Source organism: Methanomassiliicoccales archaeon (assembly GCA_013415695.1).
Taxonomy (GTDB): Archaea; Thermoplasmatota; Thermoplasmata; order Methanomassiliicoccales; family JAAEEP01; genus JAAEEP01.
Genome location: JAAEEP010000002.1, coordinates 52,772 through 69,535 on the forward strand (window position 1 = coordinate 52,772; position 16,764 = coordinate 69,535).

Annotated in this window: 17 protein-coding genes and 1 tRNA gene; 3 read left to right on the forward strand and 15 right to left on the reverse strand. The window is 52.1% G+C overall.

Annotated elements, in window-relative coordinates; all coding sequences use genetic code 11:
- The first annotated feature begins 83 nt into the window (after positions 1 to 83).
- Positions 84 to 938, forward strand: a complete 855-nt coding sequence (locus GKC03_01340) for a hypothetical protein (protein NYT11178.1) — start codon at positions 84 to 86, stop codon at positions 936 to 938.
- Here GKC03_01340 and GKC03_01345 read toward each other — a convergent pair whose 3' ends face one another.
- The 3 genes from GKC03_01345 to GKC03_01355 all read right to left on the reverse strand — a co-directional run bounded on the left by GKC03_01345 (position 939) and on the right by GKC03_01355 (position 5,684).
- Entirely contained in the window at positions 939 to 1,574 is a 636-nt protein-coding gene (locus tag GKC03_01345) for a 50S ribosomal protein L15e (GenBank protein NYT11179.1), read from the reverse strand. It lies immediately after the preceding gene.
- Between the two features lie 476 nt (positions 1,575 to 2,050).
- Positions 2,051 to 4,489, reverse strand: coding sequence for a DNA polymerase II (locus tag GKC03_01350; protein NYT11180.1), 2,439 nt, complete (start codon positions 4,487 to 4,489; stop codon positions 2,051 to 2,053).
- Between the two features lie 4 nt (positions 4,490 to 4,493).
- A complete protein-coding gene (locus GKC03_01355; protein NYT11181.1) occupies positions 4,494 to 5,684 on the reverse strand; it encodes a redox-regulated ATPase YchF in 1,191 nt (396 codons plus the stop codon).
- A gap of 122 nt (positions 5,685 to 5,806) precedes the next feature.
- Here GKC03_01355 and GKC03_01360 point away from each other — a divergent pair, with 122 nt between their 5' ends.
- Entirely contained in the window at positions 5,807 to 6,886 is a 1,080-nt protein-coding gene (locus GKC03_01360) for a DUF1611 domain-containing protein (protein NYT11182.1), read from the forward strand.
- 2 nt (positions 6,887 to 6,888) lie between these two features.
- Here the strand turns inward: GKC03_01360 and GKC03_01365 are convergent, their stop codons facing one another.
- Genes GKC03_01365 through eif1A form a run of 10 tightly spaced genes read right to left on the reverse strand, consistent with a single transcriptional unit; the run spans position 6,889 to position 13,145 of the window.
- On the reverse strand, positions 6,889 to 7,653 hold the full coding sequence (locus GKC03_01365) for a DUF169 domain-containing protein (protein NYT11183.1): 765 nt from the start codon (positions 7,651 to 7,653) through the stop codon (positions 6,889 to 6,891).
- A 48-nt stretch (positions 7,654 to 7,701) separates the two neighbouring features.
- The gene (gene rsmA, locus GKC03_01370) at positions 7,702 to 8,490 is read right to left on the reverse strand and encodes a ribosomal RNA small subunit methyltransferase A (protein NYT11184.1); all 789 of its coding nucleotides are present in this window, start codon (positions 8,488 to 8,490) and stop codon (positions 7,702 to 7,704) included.
- Between the two features lie 7 nt (positions 8,491 to 8,497).
- Entirely contained in the window at positions 8,498 to 9,046 is a 549-nt protein-coding gene (locus GKC03_01375; protein ID NYT11185.1) for a DUF655 domain-containing protein, read from the reverse strand.
- Positions 9,047 to 9,058: 12 nt separating this feature from the next.
- On the reverse strand, positions 9,059 to 9,385 hold the full coding sequence (locus tag GKC03_01380; GenBank protein NYT11186.1) for an RNA polymerase: 327 nt from the start codon (positions 9,383 to 9,385) through the stop codon (positions 9,059 to 9,061).
- Between the two features lie 7 nt (positions 9,386 to 9,392).
- Complete coding sequence (locus GKC03_01385) at positions 9,393 to 9,683, reverse strand: 50S ribosomal protein L21e (GenBank protein ID NYT11187.1); 291 nt, start codon at positions 9,681 to 9,683, stop codon at positions 9,393 to 9,395.
- Positions 9,680 to 10,924 carry a tRNA pseudouridine(54/55) synthase Pus10 gene (locus GKC03_01390; GenBank protein ID NYT11188.1) on the reverse strand — a complete coding sequence of 415 codons (1,245 nt, stop codon included), beginning with the start codon at positions 10,922 to 10,924 and terminating at the stop codon, positions 9,680 to 9,682. Before GKC03_01390 ends, GKC03_01385 begins: the two co-directional genes overlap by 4 nt.
- Before the next feature lie 25 nt (positions 10,925 to 10,949).
- The gene (locus tag GKC03_01395; GenBank protein NYT11189.1) at positions 10,950 to 11,492 is read right to left on the reverse strand and encodes a hypothetical protein; all 543 of its coding nucleotides are present in this window, start codon (positions 11,490 to 11,492) and stop codon (positions 10,950 to 10,952) included.
- Between the two features lie 9 nt (positions 11,493 to 11,501).
- Positions 11,502 to 12,041: an RNA-processing protein gene (locus GKC03_01400; GenBank protein ID NYT11190.1), complete on the reverse strand. Its 540-nt coding sequence runs from the start codon at positions 12,039 to 12,041 to the stop codon at positions 11,502 to 11,504.
- Between the two features lie 3 nt (positions 12,042 to 12,044).
- Positions 12,045 to 12,815 (reverse strand): serine protein kinase RIO, encoded by a 771-nt coding sequence (locus tag GKC03_01405; GenBank protein ID NYT11191.1) that lies wholly within the window; start codon positions 12,813 to 12,815, stop codon positions 12,045 to 12,047.
- A 15-nt stretch (positions 12,816 to 12,830) separates the two neighbouring features.
- Positions 12,831 to 13,145, reverse strand: a complete 315-nt coding sequence (gene eif1A / locus GKC03_01410) for a translation initiation factor eIF-1A (protein ID NYT11192.1) — start codon at positions 13,143 to 13,145, stop codon at positions 12,831 to 12,833.
- A 249-nt stretch (positions 13,146 to 13,394) separates the two neighbouring features.
- Here eif1A and GKC03_01415 point away from each other — a divergent pair.
- Positions 13,395 to 13,472 (forward strand) — tRNA-Glu (locus GKC03_01415).
- 27 nt (positions 13,473 to 13,499) lie between these two features.
- On the opposite strand, the gene GKC03_01420 is transcribed toward GKC03_01415, so the two are convergent.
- Positions 13,500 to 15,818 carry a hydrogenase iron-sulfur subunit gene (locus tag GKC03_01420; protein NYT11193.1) on the reverse strand — a complete coding sequence of 773 codons (2,319 nt, stop codon included), beginning with the start codon at positions 15,816 to 15,818 and terminating at the stop codon, positions 13,500 to 13,502.
- Positions 15,815 to 16,753, reverse strand: coding sequence for a heterodisulfide reductase (locus tag GKC03_01425; protein ID NYT11194.1), 939 nt, complete (start codon positions 16,751 to 16,753; stop codon positions 15,815 to 15,817). The genes GKC03_01420 and GKC03_01425 overlap by 4 nt, the downstream gene beginning before the upstream one ends.
- Positions 16,754 to 16,764 lie beyond the last annotated feature (11 nt).

The following is a 16,764-nucleotide window of genomic DNA, read 5'->3' on the forward strand; positions in this document are numbered from 1 at the left end:
ACGAGGGCAATTCATGAAGCTAGCGGTAGATATGGTTTCCGACACAGCAAAAATGTATTATTGTGAGGGGCAATCATACCCTCGTGGACCTTATCATCGTTCGCTACGCCGAGATGGGCCTTAAAAGCCGTCCTGTCCGACAGAGATTCGAGAGAATACTGATCGACAACATGATGGGCGCTCTAGCGTCAGCGGCGGTGGAAGGACTCATCTCCACCGAGTCCGGAAGGATATACGTGAGATCGGACGATGAGGAGGGTGCCATGAAAGCGATATCCATGGTATTTGGCGTGGCCTCTCTCAGCCCGGCCCTTCAGTGCAAGGGGACCATGCAAGATATCAGGAGAAGGGCCGCCGAACTCTCCATCACCTTGATGGGTGAAGGACAGAGCTTCGCAGTGAGGGCAAGACGGGAAGGGGTCCATGATTTCACCTCCATGGATATCAATCGTGAGGTCGGATCAGCTGTATGGACTGCAAATCAGGACAAGGGTGTCAGTGTCGACCTCCAGGAACCCGATGTCGAAATTTTCGTGGAGGTCAGGGGTGCTAAAGCCTTCATCTTCCACAGGTCCATCTCGGGACCAGGAGGGCTCCCTCTAGGAAGTCAAGGTAAGGTGGTGGCCTTCGCCAGCCAAGAAAGGGACCTGCTGGCTGCATGGCTCATGATGAAGCGTGGCTGCAGGGTGGCAGTGTTGACTGAGGAAGAGGATTTGGTATTCAACCTCAGGAAGTGGGACCCCAACCTCAGAGTAGAGCATCCGTCAAGTCAGGATTATATGCTGGATAGGTGGGGAGCCCTGGCTACCGTATATGGATACACGTTCCATGAGATGGAGACGATTACCGCAATTCATTCTCGATTACCATCATTCTTTCCACTGGTAGGAATGGATGATCGGGAGATCGATGAAAGGCTGAAGGCCATCCAGGCCTGATCACTTGCCCTTTCTGTCATGTGCCCCGATCGAGGGTCGTATCTTTTCGGCTCCCTTGCCTTTGTAGCCGAGGCCTCGACCCCTCTTTCCAGCGGAGGTAAGGCCGCGATATGCCCTTCCCTTATGTTTTCCAGTGCAGATCCAGTTGATCTTTGGATCGCTCTTGATCACTGGATGATGGGGATCGATCATTATGATCTCGAACCACTCGTACTTACCATCCTTATCGACCCAGTATGAGTTAAGCACCTCGAGGTTTGGATACCTCTTGCAGGCTCTCTCCTCCGCGATCCTCTGGAGGTTCTTGCCCACAGTGATCTTGTTGATGCCCTTTCTCTTGGGTCCTCTACCACCCTTAATCTGCCTCTTCCTCAACGACCCTTTTCGAACCCTACCTCTTACAAGCACATATCCCTGCTTGGCCTTGTAGCCGAGCCGCCTTGCCCTGTCCAATCTGGTAGGTCGCTCTATACGCAGGAAGTTCTCTTCCTTCCTCCACTCGATACGTCTCTCCCACTGCAGATTCTTAACATAGGAGTTCTTGGGATCGTTCCAGGCGTCCGCAATGTAACCGTAAAAACTCTTCCCGGAGGGAGCTGACTGGCCCTCCGACTCTTCGTTGGTCTTGTCAACCATCTCTTTGGCCATAGTATCACCTGCCGCCTGCGCGGCGTTTATGGATTCACCCTTTCGGGCACATCTCCAACGGGATTTCTCCCGTCACTTGGAACCTGCAGTCTTCTAAGCATTACTTAAACGTTGCGTATTAGCTGGGCGTTTCATTGCCATTCTTCGCCTTTGAATAGGCGCAGTTCGACCTCTTCACCATAGCATGTCGTCCCTGAAAGTTCTCTCGCCCAGGGCCAACAGTATGAGCTCTCCCAAATTCATGACCTTCATATCGTTGTGGTTACCCTTTTCGATCAGGTTCTGTCCCATCTCACGCAGTCGGTGATTATCAAGTCAACATGATAGCATTCAACGCGCTTGATCTCCTTCCCAAGCGTTGTTAAGAGAAAGTGAAGGACAGTTCATCCTCGCCCCCGGTTCCATGCTCCATGAATCACTTATCGGAGTCAAATATTACGTAGCAATCTCAAGACACGTCCCTTTCAGAAGAAATCTTCGAGCGTCTTGGAATTGGATGTGGTCTTTGGTTTGGTCTCGACCTTCTTCCTATGCTTTCGATCGTTGCCGAATGTCTGATTGAATAGGGTGAACTGCTGCGAACCCATCATCAGGCTTTTCTCGTCCCAGCCGAAGACCTCCGTGGCACGGGCGACGGTCTGTGCCAATCTCTCAGCGTAATACTTGTAATCGGGCGATGACTCGAATTCCCTGCCCGAGATGTAGGGTTCAACCTCCTGAGGCGTCTTCTTGCTGTTGATTACAACCCAGGATACCTTCATCCCAGGAATGAACTCGTACCCCATGTCCATGAGCTTCTTCGCAGCCTGGACGTTGACCTGGGTGTCGGGATCCTTGTAGTACGAGAATTGCTTCACGGTGCGAGATATGACCAGCTTCTCCACTGGTATCTTGCCATCCATGGTATCCTTCACCCGCTGTCTCGCCAGGCTGACAGCCTCCTCGGTCTCCTCCCCCAGAATCTTCCTGAACACCTCCATGAGCACCTCGCTCTGGAGGTCGAAAGAGTCCGTTCTCCTGACCTCGTAGCCTCGGATCAGAAGCTGCTCCTCTGGCCAGACCACCTTCCCCACATATCTCTTCTTCTTTCCATGTGAGAACAGGGGTTCAAGGACCCTCTCGAACTCAAGGAGGGCGCCTTCTTTAGAGAACCGTGAGGCCATGCTGCTCCCGAACTCCACCGTTTGATCAAGATCCTCATGTGGAGATTGAAGGAATAGAGAGTCGGTGTCGGAATATATGACCGTATGATCCTCGGCCTCCAGTCCCCTGATGATGCTCTTCACGGTCTCCCTCGCAAAGGCGGTGATGGAGGAACCGATGTTCTTGTCGGTGAAACGGTAGAAGGAAGAGGCGAATACCCCGTATACGGCGTTCATCAAGATCTTGATGGCCTGTTGCAGACCATCGTAGTACTTGTACTCCTCCGGCGTATTCGCAGATCTCATCCTCGCTTTCGTGTCATCCCTTTCGTTCATGAGCCTCTCCAGGATGCGAGGAAGAAGACCTTCCCTCTGATCTCTGCTGAGGTACCTCACGCCGTTGGGGGCGACGATCTCCCCCCTTGGGTTCAGAGTGGTGAAGCAGATGTTCTTGGCGATTATCAATGAGGGGTACATTGATTTGAAGTCAAGAACGCAAACCCAGTGGTAGAGCCCAGGTTCTATGGTGTGAACATAGCCTCCTTCGATGGCGTTTGTGCGCTCGTATTTACCTGTTAGCGGTACAGCTATGTGCTCTCGGTCAGCCTCCCTGATAAGGATCGAGTCTATCAGCGTGGAAGAGCCGCTGCTGAGAACGTCCTCCACCGGTAGTTTGGATACCGATGCCAGATCCATGTTCTTTCGCAGGATGTCCACATGCTCTAGAATACGTAGCGAGAGTTCAGCGTCCTTGATGCAGTACCTCATCACCTTCTCACGGTCCAGCTGCCACTCCTGATCCATCTGCTTTGGATCCACGTCAAGCTTTTCCTCCCCAAGGACAAGCTTCGCCACGTGATTGAGTGTCTCCTGCTTTGGTCTCAGCTCCATCTTGGCCGCCCACCAAGCGTCCGCCACCAATCGGCCGTTGAGCCTCCAGAATCTTCCCATTATGTGCTTGGGGCCAGTCCTGTCGCGACCCCAGTCTATCTCCTCGATGCCATTCTCCTTGGCTCTCTCCATGACCGTGGGGATGTCATAGTTGTCAATATTGTACCCAGTGATGACGTCAGGATCCTCTTCCGCAATGACCTCTCCAAAGGATTCGATGATCTCCCTTTCGGTTCCCTGGATCGGTTTCCCAGATCTAAGCTCCCCATCATCCCTGATGACGTAGCAAATGGTGTAGATGTTTCCCTCCCTGATGCTGGTCTCTATGTCGAAGGCAAGTATCTTCAGCTTGGGGTTGAAAGGTTCGATATTCTTGAAATTGGGCCTCTTCGATGGCTTACCAGGATCTCCTGTCACTTCCTCAAGAACATCCATATCCACGACAAGGTCCGTGGTGTAGGGTCCTTCAGACATCCTTCCGAACACCCGGATGCAGGATCCCATATCCATATCGTAGACGAACCGGTGATGGAAAGGGATGTCAGCCGCAAGAACCGTGAAGCGATCCTTGTACCTCTTCCTGAAGTCTGGAACAAGCCAAGGGAAGGTGACTACCACCTTCGCCGAATCCTTCCACTCACCCTGGTGGAAGAGCTTGATCGCTTCCACCCTCCTCACATTGGGATCGGACTCCAACTCCTTGATGGCAGCCTCGTTCGGCGACACCAGGTGGAAGTACGGCTCAAACCCCACGTACCTCACGGTGATAGACTCGCCCTCAGAGGTCTTGCCGAACATCTCGATCGTGAGATCGTTCCCGTTCTTCCTCCGGTACGATGCGGACAACAATCTGACATCCCAATGATCCATCGGCTCACCGTCTGGACACGATCGTGAGGATGTCTCCATCTTCGAGGACATAATCGTGTCCTACCGCTCTCTGTGTCCTAACATTGATGGCCCTGATGAAGTTTTCCCCAAGGTCTGTGTGGACCCGGTAGGCCAATTCCTTGGCTGTCGTCCCTTTCTTCACTAGGAAAGCGTCAGGCAGCACGTTCCCGTCGTGGTCCGTAAGCCTATGCTCGTCCTCCACAGGGTAAACCACTATAAGATCCAGGAGTTCAAAGGCTGCTCTCTCAAGACAGGTCTGGACCCCGGTTCCACCGCACTTCTCTATCGCCCTTCTGATGAAGTCTAGGGCCTTGATCTGGTTGTCGTTCAGGGAAGCTTCATCGGAAATCTTGAAACTATGGTCCCCTGGAATGTAGTCAATCAGCTTGGCCTTGCTCGCTTTCTTAAGGGCGAGTTCCGACTCTGAACAGGTGGGAATGGTGATGTATCCATCGACCCCATCTAGCTTCTTCAGCAAGTCATCGCTTGCAACATCGGCCTTGTTCAAGGCTATTATCATGGGCTTGCTGATCTTCCTAATGGTGTGTGCCATGGAGAGCATTTCTTCATCGTTCCAGTCCATGGGACTTTCAGGCAGAGACATGTTCCTCATTGCAGTTGCCACCTCATGCTCGCTCACACCAAGGCCGGTCAGGCGATCGTGGACCACCTTCTCCATCTTCGTCCCTTCCATGTGGGCTTGTCTGGCCATCTTGGTGAAACCCTTCTGGAGGATGCCTCTTATCCAGTAATCGATCTCTCTTTCCAGGAAGGCAATGTCTCCCAAGGGATCATGTGAGCCGAGACCGACGGGATTCCCCTCAATGTCCGTGCTCCCTGAGGCATCGACAACATGGATAAGGGCATCAGCCTGACGCAGATCATCCAGGAACTGGTTCCCAAGTCCTTTTCCCTGCCAAGCATCGGGAACAAGTCCAGCAACATCCAGCAGTTCTATGGGAATGAGTCTGGTACCTTTCTCGCAGATGGAATTCTTTGGATTGCACTGCACTCCGAACTCCTCGTGAGGACACTTCGCCCTTACGTATGCCACTCCCTTGTTTGCCTTGATGGTTGTGAATGGATACTGAGCTATCTCTGCGCTAGCCAGGGTTGCTGCGGAGAAAAAGGTCGATTTCCCAACATTGGGTTTCCCCACTATCCCTATCTGCATGCTCCTCATTACCTATATTGGGCTGAGTCTAGAAAACCTTGCCTACCAGCTGACTGAGGATATCACGCCCCGATCTCAGCAACCTTTTTCATTGAAAACCGCATGGCCCTATGGGTCATCGGATGCAGGAAGCCATTATCCTTTGTGAGGGCAAACTCGGGGAACCGACAGGGAAAACTGCTAGGGGTCTGGTAAGATATTCCAGAAAGTACAGGATCGCGGGCGTGATCGACAGTACAAGGGCAGGATTGGATGCCGGAGAGGTGGTTGATGGTACTAAGCGCGATATCCCTGTCTTCGCCTCACTTGAAGAGGCGGTCAGCTCCTTGGAGTCTATTCCGGAAGTCCTCATTATCGGGGTTGCCACAATAGGTGGAAGACTTCCCGTTGAATTCAGAGAGTCCATAAAGAATGCTCTGAGGGGAGGAATGGATGTGGTCGCTGGGCTACACGAATTCTTGTCAGAGGATCCAGAGTTTTCAAACATCGCTGCAAATAATGGATCCTCCATTCTCGATATTAGGCGAGAGCCTCCACTGGAGAAGTTGCATGGGTTCAGGAACTTGGCTTCATCGATGGACGCGATCCGCATTCCCGTTCTTGGCACTGACAGTGCATGCGGGAAGCGTACCACAGCGATAGAACTGACCGAGTCGCTCAATGGTATGGGGATCAAGACGATATTCGTGGCAACCGGCCAGACGGGCCTTCTTCAAGGTGCAAGGTACGGTGTGCCTCTTGATTCTATCCAGGGTGATTACATGGTGGGCGAGCTGGAGAACGCCATTTACCAAGCATACATCGACGAGGAGCCTGATGTCATAGTCATCGAGGGCCAGGGGAGTTTCACGCATCCGGCCTATGTGTGCGGCACGAGGGCGATAATATCTGCATCCAAGCCCAGTGCCATGATTCTTCAGCACGCGCCTGGGCGGAAGTACAGGAACTACAACCCGTCCCTGAAGATCCCACTACCCGACCTTGAAGAGGAGATATCCCTGCTCGAGGAATTCACCAAATCCCAGGTGATCGCACTTGGGATCAGCCATGAGGATCTGAAACCAGAGGAGGTCGAGAAGATCAATCACAGTCTCGAACAGCAGTTCGGAATTCCAGCTGTTGACATCTATCTGGAAGGGGCCGACAGGCTCGCCAAGACACTGATCAGCCACTTCCCACACCTCGTCGCTCACCTTGGCTAGTTTCAATCAATTACATATCGATCGGATGGGAACGCCGTTTCGGGATGCTTCTTGATGAAGGATTGGTTTAGATCTCCTTCCATCCTGCAGGCCACATGTAACGGAATGGACAATGACATCATGTCGGGGGGGAGCCATAGGTTTCCCGTAGGGTCCGTTGGTCCTAGAATCACGGAATCGCAGGGAACGTTGGAGACCATCCCCGATGCATAGGTGACCAGAGAGGCGCAAACAGGCCCCCAGGGTGACAAGATGGATGTCAGTGCCTGCGTCGTTCCGAAGTGTTGGAGCGAGCATAGGTTCCTAATGTTCTCCGCTCTCCCGAAGAGTATGATGCAGAGGCCATCTTTCTCGGATGTCATTCCCTCGGTCCTCTGTATGATGATGTTCTCAGCCGGCATGGTGATCTTACCTATGGTCTGGACGCTTTCCTCCACCATTTCCGGGCAGCGTTTCAGGTATTCAGCCCGGCCCTCCATGAACTCTGGAGTCCCGGTCGAAACGAAGTACTTCAGCCTCTCTGGGAATGATGATAACCCCAACCAGGCCTGTCCTCCAGGACAGCATCCAGCCTTGGCGGAGAGACTGATGTATCCCGGTGGCATCTCACGGACTGCCATGGTGTAGATTGCCTTTCCCACGCATCGGTCCATTGCCGCCAGCGGCTCTGCCCCTTCAGGCGGGTCCTCGGATCCATATACGATAAGCGGAGCGGTTACAAGCCTTCCAGCTTCTGCAAGAGCCCTGCCAATTCCTTCTATGCTCATCTGGAACACCTGACCCCAACTAGGTAATCGGTGCAATATATGAGTTGCTCAAAGAGACAGTATCGCATCCGACAGCTCACCTATCTCCTCAGGAGAGAGGACCTCAACCCTCTCATCTAAGAAGGGAAGAGAACCCAGTCGATCCTTGTCTGCCAGCTTCTTCATCTTCAGGATGGTCCTGATCTTCTTACGTCGATGCTGGAATAGCGAATCCACTAGATTGAGGTAGAATTCCTCATTTATTACCTTGAAGGGCGGTCGTCTGGGCACTATGCCCACCACCGCAGAATCTACCTCGGGTTCGGGCCAGAACCTGGATTTGGGCACCTTCTCCAGTATCTCACAATCTGCTTTGTAGTACATATTCACCGAAAGTCTGGAATAGTCGCCGGTGCCGGGAGAAGCGACCATGCGGTCTGCGAATTCCCTCTGCACCATGACCACCGCCTTCCTGAATCGATGCTCAAGGAGCTTGAATATCAGTGGGGAGGAGATGCTGTAGGGAAGGTTCGAGATGAAACGGTTGAAGCCTGGGAATGGTATCTTTAATGCGTCTCCCTCAATGAAAACAATCGAGTCTCCATACCTGTTCCTGTTGTACTCCGCCATTCCCTTGTCAAGCTCTATGGTTATGACCCTTCCAGCTCTCTCAAGTAGTATGTCTGTGAGAATACCCAGGCCCGGACCAACCTCGAGTATGGTGTCTCTGGGATCTGGATCGAGGTAATCGATCTCCCTTTCGGCCACACGCTCGTCTATCAGAAAGTTCTGTCCCTTGGCCTTGGTGGGAGTGACACCGTACTGCTCCAGGATCCCCTTTATCTCTGAGGGCAGCATAGTTACATCATCTGGCAACGAATAGATGATACTTCTGGTGTGGATCGGACAACTCAATCTCGATCCTTTTCGCCACGAGCTTCTCCGGGTGCTTCACCGAAGGTACCCTATCCGACAGGTCCTTGAAGTTCTTGAAATTCCCTTTCTTCCGTTCCTCCAGAATTGCCCACATGGTCTTTTTCCCCAGACCAGGTAGCAGTTCGAGCATGTGGTATCTGGTGGTTATCGCTTGGGCGGAGTTGAAGAATTGAACGAACCGATTCTCGTTGTCCATGACCAAATCCTGGATGATGTAAGGAAGCTCGCTGTGGGAGGCACTTGTAAGCTCCTCGTATCCCATACGACGCTTCACATGCTGGATCTTCTCACGCTTGTCCACATCCTTTCCGATGTAGACCTTCTCTCCTATCATGATGATCGCATCAGGCTTGGGAACCAGCTCGAAGAGCTTGAACTCACTCTCACCCAGGGCGTACGCTAGCGGCTCCCTCTTGAAGCTCCTCTCGCCCGGAAGCCCTTCCGGTAGATAGTCGAGAATGTATGCGTTGTCCTCCAAGGTCCCACCCACTCACTGATGCTCCTGAATGACCTCCAAGATCTGGTCAATATGGTCCTTCTCAAGGATTAATCTCTCCTTGGCGAAGAGAACTCTGATATCATCAGGATGGGAAGGAGTAATATCGACGATTTTGCAGGCCATCGCATCAGATACGAAGTCTAGCCTAGATAATGCTTCTTGAAGCTCTCTCGCTTTGGCGGTGGAAAGTCTCACCAACTTCTGCGAGTGATCCAAGGCTATCTTCTGGTCGGTATTGAGTTCCCTGCTCTCACTCTCCGCCTTGATCATATCAAGGACTTCTGCAAGAGGAACAAAACGATCGGGACTCATAGACATCGCCTCCTTAGCCTGATCTCCTCAGATGCTCGGGTCTAGAAACTACGGTCTTCAGTTTGTTTCCATCGCGGACCTTCACGACGAAGGCCCTGCCCTGGTTTCCCACTATAGTACCGGTCTTTCCGTGGAAGCGGGGATGGGGCATCCCACGATGAATGCTGGAATCGAGGACGATGTTCACCCTTTCCCCGACCTCAAAATCTTGAAACTCGTGAGTGATGGGAGACAAACCTCTCTTTCTAGGGCTCTTGCTGAGAACCTTCCTGGTCCTTCGCCTCGGTCCTTTTGATGCCTTCATGGATATACCTCATTAGCGTCATCGGCGATTGCGATCACGTCCAGGGAGATCACCTCGCAGGCGATCCCCAGTTCTTGGGAGAGATTGGGACGGGTCCTTCCCTGGTCCCCATGGACGAACTCCTTGACGTACGTCCCTGACTCTGTAGTCAGGACCAGGCTCATCATCTCGCCATCGAAGGACTCAACGAATGCGTCTTTTATCCTTCTCTCCCTGGCCTTGTCAGCCCGTCTGTGCGTGACCCTCAAAGGCGTCTGCTGGATAATCGCAGTTCCTTTTAATGAGCGCACAACCTCATTAAGTTTTTCCTTATCAACTTTTCCATTCAATCTGATCGTCACCCTATAGCTCTTATCAGGTGATACCAGCTTGACCCGCCTGACCTCTTCACGAGATGAGGTACGGAGTCCTAGCACCTCGACCCTTCCTTTTGCCTCTAGATTGATCCTATCATAAAGGGATTCTAGGTCAAGAGTCCTCTTCTTGGGCCCTCTCACCTCGAGGACAAAGGGTCTTCCTGTCCCCAGCATTAAAGCGTCGATGTCCTCCCTGCCCATGCCGTGGAATAGATGCTCATCACCCTCGACCTCCTCGAGTACTGGGTCCCCGATGATCTCCTGGACGGAGGTTTGGTACATCTTGCCGGTGAAATTGCACTTCTCGCAACCCTTGCCCCTGCATTTCTTGCAGGGCCACTTGGTCTGAGGTATCTCTCTACTGAGCTTGCGGTAACGCCCATAAAGGAAAATGGGAGTCACATCCAAGACCACGTGGTTGAATCTCGTGTCCACGATGGCCACCACATCAGGAGATGAGAACTCTACCTCTTTTCCTGTGAGGGGGCCCACGACCTTGCCGATCTCCCGGTTCAGCTCTGCCTTTATCGGCTCTGCCTCATCACCGCCCAGCTCGGACCATAACCTTTCCTCCCTCTCTACGATCGCGGGATCTATCCGGGTTCCAATCAGGTAGTTGGAAAACTCGACCTCCAACAGCTTCTTGGCGGCGCTCTTTGCGTACCTATCCACGTTATCAAAGATATCCTCGCAAAGCCAGCACTCCATGTGAATGGGCGGCTCATCATCTCTAATGGATCGGATGAGTGCCACTGCTGACCTCAGATTCCTTCCACGAATCTCGTTGGTCAGCCCTGTTGAACGCAGAGCGAATAACCTTCCGAGACAGTGATCGCAGAGGTCTCGCTGTAGTGCGGCTTCCGCCTTGCTGATGAGGTCATTCATCAGCCGGTGGATTGTACCCGCGCTCTTATAAGTTTCCTGGGATGCGGGGGCAAGATTGTCTTATGAATCTGCTCTCGCAGACATCTATTAGTGGGGTCAGATCGTCCCTGAGCAGTGATTCGTACCATGCTTTCACCGCGGGCTTGATCGCATTCCAAAGGTCGGCCAGGGTAGCCTTTTCCAAATTTGCCTCGTAGGCAACGAAGAACGCACACCTGCCTTCCTCCCCTATCTTCTCTGGGATGATGAAGCCCGTTCTCGTTCTGCTCTGACCCTTGACAATGACAAAATCAGAGAATATGGCAGAGCCTCTTGAGGACTCGTCGATCAGAAGTACCTCTCCCAGCTCTCCGAAGTCGAAATCATTCTTGATCTCCCAAGTCTTGTCGCCGTGGTAGGTTGCCACGTCCCACTGGTTGGGAAGCATCTTCATCCGTGCGTCTGTTCCCAGAGAGAATCGCACAAGGATGTTGAGATCGATCTCCACGATTCCTTTGGCTATTGACGCCGTGTCGCTCTTTCCCCGACCCACACTCAGTTGTTTATCAAGCTCTTCCAACCAGTCCATGCTGACCACTCATTCGAATCCCATTTCCGCTATGCGAAGATGCCCGCGCTGCCTCTCCATGTACCTGTAGACAGTGGAATGCTCGCTACCCTTGAGCAGCATATCAACTGCCTTCCGGGCGACGGGCATCTGTATGGAGTTGCCGATCAGGCAGACAGAGGAACCATACACTGAGACAAAGGCACCTGTGAGGTCTTCAATGAGTCTCCTTGTCTTGCCATTGGTTCCGATGACGCGAGCCCGCATACGGACCACGTGACTGCTCTTCTTGCCCACATAATCACGGATATCTATCACTTCGAAATACTCATCATCATCAAGAAGCCTCAGGGCCCTCTCGGGAGAGAAACCTCGACCAACGGCCCTTATAAGATCTGTTACCTTCATCACTATTAATGGGTCTTCTGAACCCCTGTTGTATATCCTCACCTCTCCCTCTGGATCGACCTTGATGAAGGTCTTGGTCCGATCTTCTATCATCTTCTTTGTCTCTCCCCCCTTCCCTATGAGGGAGCCAACTCTATCCATCGGGATCTTGAGCATGCTCATCTTCTAACCTCCAACGACCATTTTAATCATGCTTTCTGATTCCATCACATCAACGCCCAATCCACGGAAGTACCGGTTGAGATTCTCCACATCCCTCTTCAGGAAATCAATGGCGTTCGGATGCTCTGTCAGCAACGCCTGTCCGCAATCGATAACCACTGGCTCTCCATCCCGCATCAGCACGTTGTATTCACTAAGGTCTCCATGCACCAGTTCCGCCTTCTGATATGCTCTCTTCACATATTCCACGAGGGTCTTGTAAACTTTTTCCGGATCCTCGAGAACGACCTCCCTTAGCAGAGGGGAGGGCGAATCCTCATCGCCTATGTACTCCATTGCCAGCAAGTTCTTGTGGAATCTAATGGGTATAGGTACTCTCACTCCAGCGGTATGGAGACGCTTAAGGTTCCTGAATTCCTTGCTCGTCCATGCGAATATTATCTTACGATGAGAGCCGAGGATGCCTCTGAACCTGGGATCTCCCTCTATGTATCTGGATATACGTTTGAAAGTTGCCGTTGATATCCTGAATATCTTTATGGCTATGAGACCCCCCTCCGGGGTGGTGGCGAGGAACACATTCCCCTCCTTCCCAGTAGAGATCGAAAATTCGATCGTGTCGACAATACCCTCCTTCATGAGCTTGTAGACAGCAAGTAGCGTCTCCTTATCAAAGACCTCGTCGATGACCTTGCGATCCTCGGCACCCTTGTCTTTCTTCCGAAGAGCCTCGACCTTTCTCTCGAGGATGGATTCAATATCCTCCCGAGGCATTTACGTTCCCCCAAATCAGAATACATCCAGGTTCTTGGGGATCATTTTCCTCTTGCTCAGATAATTCGCCTGAGTCTTGGTGTAGCGGTACCTGATATCCGCCTTTTCGTCTTGAAAGTCCCAGGGACGGACGATGACCAGGTCTCCCTCACGTATCCACATCCTCTTTCTGATCTTACCAGGGATCCTGCCTATCCTGGACTTGCCGTCCTCGCACATCACCCTAATGCGAGATGCACCCAGTAGCTGATCAGCTATCCCAAGCATCTCCCCGTTCTTCTTATTGGGGAAACGACAGCGAAGGATTTCCTCACTTTGCTCCTCGTCCATCTCCTCTTCGTAACCTTCCAAACGAAGCCTCCGTTCAGTCAACTCCCACATAATCGTACCGTTTATATAACCTTGCGTTGGGTTGTATTCCATGGCCGTAATTTGATCGAATGATGTGCCAGGTCCATTTCATGATGATATATCACAGAGGGTGATCATGCCTTGGAGGTGGTCAACAGCCTCGGAATATGTGATGGAGTTGACCGCCAAAGTATAAGTACGGTTTCTTGCATCCACGCTTGAAATTCGGCTCCCGTAGTGTAGACCGGTCAATCATTTCGGCCTTTCGAGCCGACGACTCGGGTTCAAATCCCGGCGGGAGCACCATATCACTCATCTCAAAATGGGTCTTTTTCATGATCTGTATATGGCTTCCATGGATTGGATGCTCTGATAGAATTTATCAAGCCTTGATGCCATTCCCTTGAAATGGGGAAGGTAGGCCTCGTAGTAGTAGATCCTGCGAGGGTCGATTCCCAGTTCTAACATGCTACATCTCAAGCAATCGACATGACTGGATATGCTATCATCTACCGTGCCCTTCGAGGCGTGAACTGTCCCGTCTCCTATGAATATCCCGGCGATTCCCTTGTCAAAAGCATGCTTGAGATGCCTGGAATTGAGTCGGAAGACAGAAGGTATGCGTATGATCCTGACGCAGGAAGGATACTTGACACGGTTCATGCCTGCGTTGTCAGCTGCCACATATCCTATGTTGCGGTCCAGAAACGCAATGATTCGAGGATCCCCATCGTCAACGCATCCATCTATCCTCGCAAGGAGTTCCTGGTCGTTGTTGCCCATGATGATGATGGCGTTCTCCGGGCAACTGTTTATGCATCGACCCAACCCGATGCAGGAGATGGGGTCGATGTTCACCGTCCCGTTGGAGTATATCGCACCGTGAGGACATGCCTGTAGACATCTCCCGCAACGATTGCACAATTCGCTCTCGATCGTGGCGAAGTCAGGCTCGATCTCAATAGAGTTCAGCATCATCTCGGCCACCTTTGATGCGGTGGACTGGGCTTGCGCTATGGATTCCGTGATGTCCTTTGCTCCGTTTGCCGTCCCGCATACGAATATTCCGCGCGAGGTGGTGCAGCCTGGCTCGAGTTTCGGGTGTTTCTCCTTGATGAAGTACTCTGGGGTCGAATTCACATTGAGGGTCTTTGCGATCTCAACGGTCCCCTCCGAGGGTAATATCGCGCAGGAAAGGACAACCATATCAGTGTCGATGTCGAGTATCTCACTTCCCAGGGTGTCCTCCAACCTGACCATCAGATCGCCTCCTTTCTTGAGGACCTCCGACACCCGGCCTCTGATCAAACGCAACCCCTTCCCCTGAGCCTCCTGATAGTAGCTTTCATACGTTCCAAGCGTCCTCATGTCGGTGTAGCAGATGATGACTTCGATTCCGGGATTGTGCTCCATGATGTAGTTGGCGTGCTTCATCGCAATGATGCAGCAGATCTTGGAGCAGTATGGTATGGAACCTGGTTTATTTTCTCTGGAACCCACGCATTGGACCATGATAATTCGGCGGGGTATCTCTCCATTGATTTCCAGTTTGCCTCTGGTGGGTCCATTGATCGCAAGCAGTCTTGCCAGTTCCATCTGGGTAAGAACCTCGGGATACTTACCGTAGCCTAGCTCAAAACGCTCACTGGGATCCATCTCTGCGTGGCCAGTGGCAATCACGATGGCACCGACTGAGATGGAGTCCTTGACAACCATCCTGGTGAGATCGATAGCGTGTGAAACGCACGTATCAACGCAGTCCTCGCACCTGTTGCATGCTTCTGGATCAATGACGTATGAGGGAGGAATAGACTGGGAGAACGGGCGGTAGATGGCCTTGCGAAGTGAGAGACCGACGTTCCACTCGTCCGGTGCTGCGATCTTGCATGCATCGCTGCATTTACTACAGGACCTGCAAAGCTCGGGATCAACGTAAAAAGGTCCGGATTCAAGCTCGAGGGTGAACTCACCGGCGCGTCCTTTGCATCCGACCACACGGGTCAGTGTCTTAATCTCAACATGCTTATCCCTCGCCAATTCACCCATGAGCGGAGAAAGAGAGCACATAGCACAGTCTTCCGACAGCTTTTCGGGAGATATGACCTTACCGACCTTCACCATGTTTCCACCTATGGTCGGGCTCTTCTCGATCAGGCAGGTCTCGATCCCCATCTTTCCAAGGCTTCGAGCTGCGGTAATGCCAGCTATTCCTCCTCCTATCACGGCCACCTTCTTGACAACGGGGATACTCGGGGTTTCATATGGCTTCGCGTGCTGGATGGCATACACCGAGGAGCGTATGATGTCCAACGCCCTGCGTGTCGGATCCTCTGCGCTGATCCAGGCACATTGCTCTCGGACATTTGCGATGTCCACCATGTGAGGATTCAGACCGCTGTCCCTAGCGCAGGACCGGAATGTGTGCTCATGTATGTTAGGTGAGCAGGCAGCGATCACAATACGATCGAGTTTTTTCAATTTTATGCAGTTCTTGATCAGTTCCTGTCCTTCATCTGAACATAGGTACGGGACATCTTTTACCAATCCAACTTCTTCCCTTTGCAGCCCCTGCTTGATGCTGGAAATATCAATGGCATCGGATATATTGCCGCCGCAATGACATATAAAGACCCCGGTGGAGGATGGCCTCACGGACCGACCCCCAATATACCCATATTCTCCAGAAGAGGTTCGACTGGGACGGCATGCATGTCCAATCCAATGACATCGTAGGGATCAGCTCCCAACAAGAGCGCTACCAGCTCTGTCACATATAGGACTGGGATGTCCTTCTCCACGCCCAGGGTTTCCATAATGTTCTCCTGGTAGAGGTCCAGGTTCAAGGTGCATCCGGCACACTGGGTGATGATAACGTCTGGATTAACTTCGATTATGCCTGAGTATTTCCGCTTAAGAACTGATCTGGGATAGTCAGTGTTGCAGAGCGTATGGTGGAAGCCGACCCCACAGCACAGGAACCTATCCGGGTAATCAAGAGTACGACAACCAAATCCCTCAGCTATGTCATCAAGGACTCTTGGCCTCTCGAAGTTGCCAGATGCGACCTCGCGATAGAAGATATTAGAATAATGACAACCATGGTGAGTGACCGCCCTCACCCCTTTCATCGAGTGGACAGACCTTGCAAGGAGATGATTGAGCCTCTCGCGCAGGATCTCCGAGACGTGATTGATTGAAACCTGTCCTTGATATTCGATACCAGCTTCCCTGAGAGCTGCAATGGCCCTATCTCCAACGGGTGTTTCCTCATCAAGGAGACCCTTGCAGCTTTTCAGGTTGGCATAGCATGTCGGGCAAGTGCAAATCATGTTGGTCTTGTCTGAGTGGGACACCAATGAGAAATTCCTCGCGTTCAGGGCGACATTGGTCAACAAAGGTATCACTCCAATATGATATCCGCATCCAGTGCATGACGATTGTCGGGGATCGTCAGCGAAATTGGCACCGATTCTCTCTAATATGTAGCGGAGAGCCCGTTCAATGCCCGGATACCAGCTGCCAGCCTGGCAGCTCTTGAAAAGGTAGAAATCATCTCCAGGTATGTTCTTCCCCACCGTACCGTACATATCGTATCGCC